The sequence below is a fragment of the uncultured Campylobacter sp. genome (assembly GCF_963517995.1).
In the GTDB taxonomy this organism is placed as follows: domain Bacteria; phylum Campylobacterota; class Campylobacteria; order Campylobacterales; family Campylobacteraceae; genus Campylobacter_A.
Map to the genome: position 1 here is coordinate 1 of NZ_CAUQHQ010000151.1, position 5,015 is coordinate 5,015.

Below are 5,015 nucleotides of genomic sequence, written 5' to 3' on the forward strand. Positions count from 1 at the left end.
CGCTAATGCTAAGCACGCTAAAGGCGATCTCGCGCACGCCCTCAAAGCTCGCTTGTAGCGGATTGATCTCGCCCTCTTGCATCTTTTTGGAGATATTTTCCACGACCACGATCGCATCGTCGATAAATATACCGATACCAAGCGTGAGAGCCAGCAGCGTGAGGCGGTTTAAATCAAAGCCCAAAACATCGATGATAAAAAACGTCCCCACGATACTAGCAGGTATCGCAAGCGCGGCGATGATAGTCGCGCTAAAGCTTCGCAAAAAGAAAAAGACAATGACGACGGTGAGCGCGACGCCTAGCATCATGTCAAATTTGACCTGATTTATGTGCTTTAGGATGCTTTCGCTCTTTTCATAAACCCGCTCCACTTCGTAGTTCGCGCCCAGTCTTGCCACTAGATCGTCCGTTTTAGCCTTGAGCACGTTTACCGTCTCGATCGTGTTTGCGCCGCTTACTTTTATAGCGTCGAGCAGCACTCCGCGCTTGCCGTTATACATCGCTACGGCATCGGTGTCGTGATGAGATAACTCAATGCGCGCGACGTCTTTTAAAAATACGTCTTTTTGCAGGCGGATCTCCTCTAGCTCGCGCACGCTTTTAGCGTCAAATTCGCTCTTTAAAAATATCTCGAATTCGCTGTTTTCCAGCTTGCCAAGCGGCGCTTTTAAATTTTGCGATTTGATTATATTTATGACCGAGGCCGCGGTCAGGGCGTATTTATCGAGCTTAAACGGATCAAGGTAAATTTTAATCTCAGGCTCCAAAAAGCCCTTGTCATCGACCTTGCCCACGCCTTTTACGCGCTGCAAAAACGGCTTTGCCTCGTCTTTGACCGCTTGCATGAGCGCGGTTAAATTTTCGTCCTTGCGGCTAACGAAAAAGCTCGCCACCTTGCCGCTGTCGCTACTAATTTTCTCTATCTCGGGCTGGGCGTCCAGCTTTGCCTTTGCGACCTTGTCGCGCACGTCGTTTGCGGCGACGTCGATGTTTTTCTTGAGATTAAACTCGACTAAAACGATGCTGAGGTTGTTAAATGTATATGACCTGATCTTTTTGATACCGTCTATCGTCGAGACCTCGTCCTCGATCTTTTTAGTGACCCTGCTCTCGATGAGGCTCATGTCGCCGGGCGCGTAGGTCGTGATCTTAACCAGCGGGATGACAACCTCGGGAAAGAGATTTACCGGCATCCTAAAAAGCGACATCGCTCCGAAAAATACGAGCGCGACGAAAAACATCAACGTCGTAATCGGGCGATTTATGGCTAGTTTATACATTTTGCGCCTTCGCCAAAACTGCCTTTTGCGTCAAATTTACCCGTCCGCCCTGCTGCGCAAAAAACGTTTGGCGTTTAGCGGCTAGTAAAATTTGCGCCGCGTCAAATTCTGTGTTTAAATTTATATCTCGCTGTTTATGCGATAAATTTGACCCGCTCATCAAATTTGCATTTTTTGCGACTGAGTCAAATTTAACGCCGCATGCAAAATTTGAGTTTAAATTTATCTCGCTTTTCGCTTGCGCCCTCAAATTTAAAAACCCAGCCATACCGAAGCTAGTTTTTTTGTCGTCAAATTTCGCGCCGCTAGCAGCATGCCCGCCGTTTTTCAAGCCTTCAAATTTAAGCCCAAATGTTTTATTTTCATCCTTGTTTTTAGGCTCGGCGGCCTTTTTATCGCTCGTTGCGTCCCCGTCCTGCGCGCTAGTGACGATATATCCCTCGCCAAAAAGCCCCGGCGTCAAATTTCGCGCCTGCACTTCGGCGTAAATTTTGCCGTTTTTCGTATCGATAGTCGGATAAATAAGGCTGATTTCGCCGCGTCTTTCCTCGCTTTGGCCGTCTAGTTTATAGATAAATTCGCTGCCGATTTTTACGCGGTCTTTAAATTTTTCATCAAAGCTAAGCTTGAGCTTCACGTCCGGATAGGAAAAAATCGACATCAGCTTTTGCGCTACGCCGCCCACGCCCTCGCCAACCTCGATGCTCTTGCCTGATATCATCCCGCTAAAAGGCGCTAGCAGCCTCGTATCCTCAAGCCTCTTTTTCGCCAAATTTAGCGCCAGATGCGCTCTATTTTCGGCTAGCGCTGCGTTTTTGAAATCAAACTCCGCATTTTCAAAAGCTTGCTTCGAGCTCACGCTTTGAACGAGCTTAAATTTATCCAGCACGCTTTTTGCGTGGGCTTTTGCCGTCTGCGCACTCTCTAGGTCGTTTTGCGCGAGCTTTACGGCTAGCTTTTCGCTCTCGTTTTCAAGCTCGAGCAGTACGTCGCCGCGCTTTACCGCGGAGCCGATTTCTACGTTTATGCTCTTTACGATACCGACGGCTTTTAGCGCGAGCTGCGCGTCTTTTGCGGGTGCGACGTCAAAGCTCGCGTAGATCCTATCCTGGGCACAAAGCGCAACCGCCGCACTCAGTAAAAAAAGTAAAATTTTATTCATTTGCGCTCCGTTTTTTCGATATTTTCGGCGATTTTACCGCCGCGCTCGTATAGATACTCCGCCTTTTTGATCTCAAATTTACTCTTGCTTAGCTCCAGTGCGCTGCCTGCGCTAAAGCTCTGCGCGGTCGCGTTTAAAAACTCCACGTACCCTAGCAGCCCGGCTTCATACTTTTTACTAACGGCATTTAGCGAGGTTTGCGCCGAGTTTAGCGCGCTTTTACCTGCGGCGATCTTTTGCTCGAGCGTCTTTAGGTCGTTTTTGATATTTGCTAAATTTAGCTCGTTTTGCAAGCGCTTTTGGTCCAGATTTAACTTCGCTTGCAGCGCGCTTATGCGCTTTATCTCGCGCTGCTTTTTGTTTGCGCCAAAATCAAACGCCTTCCAGCTAAAGCCTAAAATCAGCTCGTTGGTGTTTAAATTTGGCTTAAAAAAGTCGTCGAAATAGGGCTCCAGCGCGCTTCTATACTGCGCAGGCAGCAAGTTTCTATCGTAATGCGTGCGCATAAAAGTGTAGGTGTTTTTGATGAAAATTTGCGGGTTTGCCTCGGACACGGTTATTTTTTCGTCCTCCAAAGCCGCGGCGAAATTTAGCCTAAGCGCCTCGAGCTCAGGCTTTTCGCCTTTTTGCGGCGCGAAGTCCTCATCAGCAAGCGCGATCCTAGACCCTGCCACGGGCTTTATATCCCTGCCCGTTAGCGCGTAAATTTGATTTTTTATCTCGTTTTGATTTTGCGATATCTCGAGGCGTTCGGCGAGCGCCATGGCGTATCTAGCATTTATCGCTTCATACTCGCTCTCGTCGCTAAGCCCCGCGCGGTAGTATTTTTCCAGCCTATTTAGCGCGTTTTTTAGGTAGTTTATCTCGCCCTCTTTTGCCAGCGCAAGCTCGCCCAGCGACAAAAAGCTAAAATAAAGCTTAGCCATGTTAAACGCAAGCAGGTTTTGATACTCCTCGTTTTTTAAAATTTCAGCCGCGCTAAGATGCGAAAGCGAGCTTAGCAGGGCTTCTCTTTTGCCGCCGTCATAAACGGCAAGCTCCAAAATAGCTCTTGCCGTAGCGGCTCTTTGCGGGCGAAGGACGTTTATGTCGCCGCTTAAAAAGCTGTATCCGCCCTCGACCGTGAGGCTTGGCATATACGCACTCTTTACTGCGTCTTTTTGCAGCTGCGCTTTTTGCGATTCGTAGTTTGAAATTTGAGCTAAATTTGAGCTCTGCGCGGCCAAAATCAGCTCGGGCAAATTTCCTTCAGATTCAGCCTCCAAACCGCCTAAAAAAAAGCAAAAACTCAAAAATATATAAATTTTTTTCATCTAAACCCTTCCCTGTTAGCTCTGGGCGACGCGGGCTAAATTTGAGCGGGTTTGCCCGCCCGGGGCCTGGCGCCGTAGGTAAAATAAAATGAAAATTTAAGCGGCGCGCGGAGCATTTTTAAGATTATAGCGACAAAAAACCTAATGAAAGCTTTTAACGAGGTTCATAACGAGCAAATTCCACCCGTCCACGAGCACGAAAATAAGCAGCTTAAACGGCAGCGAAATCATCGTCGGCGGCAGCATCATCATACCCATCGCCATGAGCACGGAGCTAACGACCATATCGATGACCAAAAACGGCAGATAGAGCAAAAATGCTATCTCAAACGCCGTTTTCATCTCGCTAATCATAAACGCGCTCATCACGACCGTGAGCGGGATATCGTCAAAGCTTTGCGGGTTTGGCATATTTCTGATGCGTAAAAACAGCGCCAGATCCTTCTCGCGCGTATTTTTTATCATAAACTCGCGAAACGGCTTCACTCCGCGTTCAAAAGCTTCTTGATAGCCGATTTGTTCGCTTAGATAGGGTTGCACGCCAGCTTCGTAGGCTTTCTTGCCCACAGGCTCCATGATAAAAAACGTAAGCACCATCGCAAGGCTAATAAGCACCGTAGAGGGCGGCATCTGCTGCGTACCCATCGCCTGTCGCAAGAACGAAAAAACGATAATGAGCCGCAAAAAGCTGGTCATCATAAAAATGAGCGAAGGAGCCAACGTGAGGACGGTGAGGACCAGTAGGACGTTTAGCGAGCTAACTAGCTGAGTGGGCGTAGTAGGCGCGCTTAGGCTGAGATTTACGGTCGGGATCGTGACGTTATCCTCGCCGATCGCGACCGCCGCAAAGATAAAAAACAGCAAAAACGTCAGTTTTTTCAAATTTACTCCTGCGCGTCCAGTATGCTTTTTTGCGTTTTGGCTTTGTCGTCTAAATTTAACGAAACGAAGTGTATCTCGACTCTGCGGTTTTTCTCCCTGCCCTGTTCGGTAAAATTCGTCGCAAACGGCTCAAATTCGGCCTTTGCGGATGCGGTTAGCTTTTTAGGATCGACTCCGTCTTTGATGAGCTCGCCAACTACGCTAATAGCCCTAGCCGACGATAGCTGCCAGTTGTCTTTAAACTCGGTAGACGCCGGCTGCTCGCTGTCGGTATGTCCGATCACGTTTGCTACGACGCCCGGGGGTAGCTTAGCTATTACCATTGCGATACGTTTTAAAAACAGCAACGCATCGTCGTTTTGCAGCTTAGCGCTAT

5 protein-coding genes are annotated in these 5,015 nt (G+C 48.3%); all 5 read right to left on the reverse strand.

Annotated elements, in window-relative coordinates; genetic code table 11:
- A partial coding sequence (locus tag RYL88_RS11390; RefSeq protein WP_314991403.1) for an efflux RND transporter permease subunit occupies positions 1-1,282 on the reverse strand: 1,282 nt, incomplete at its 3' end.
- The gene (locus RYL88_RS11395; RefSeq protein WP_314991405.1) at positions 1,275-2,444 is read right to left on the reverse strand and encodes an efflux RND transporter periplasmic adaptor subunit; all 1,170 of its coding nucleotides are present in this window, start codon (positions 2,442-2,444) and stop codon (positions 1,275-1,277) included. The genes RYL88_RS11395 and RYL88_RS11390, both read right to left, overlap by 8 nt.
- Positions 2,441-3,757, reverse strand: coding sequence for a TolC family protein (locus tag RYL88_RS11400; RefSeq protein ID WP_314991407.1), 1,317 nt, complete (start codon positions 3,755-3,757; stop codon positions 2,441-2,443). The genes RYL88_RS11395 and RYL88_RS11400 overlap by 4 nt, the downstream gene beginning before the upstream one ends.
- A gap of 141 nt (positions 3,758-3,898) precedes the next feature.
- The gene (fliP, locus tag RYL88_RS11405; protein WP_297967995.1) at positions 3,899-4,639 is read right to left on the reverse strand and encodes a flagellar type III secretion system pore protein FliP; all 741 of its coding nucleotides are present in this window, start codon (positions 4,637-4,639) and stop codon (positions 3,899-3,901) included.
- A gap of 2 nt (positions 4,640-4,641) precedes the next feature.
- Positions 4,642-5,015 (reverse strand): OmpA family protein (locus tag RYL88_RS11410; RefSeq protein WP_314991410.1); only part of this gene is annotated, 374 nt, incomplete at its 5' end.

What these genes read in the sequence shown, in the direction of transcription:
- RYL88_RS11395 (WP_314991405.1), bottom strand. Translation starts at nt 2,444, where the DNA reads ATGAATAAAATTTTACTTTTTTTACTGAGTGCGGCGGTTGCGCTTTGT.
- RYL88_RS11400 (WP_314991407.1), bottom strand. Translation starts at nt 3,757, where the DNA reads ATGAAAAAAATTTATATATTTTTGAGTTTTTGCTTTTTTTTAGGCGGT.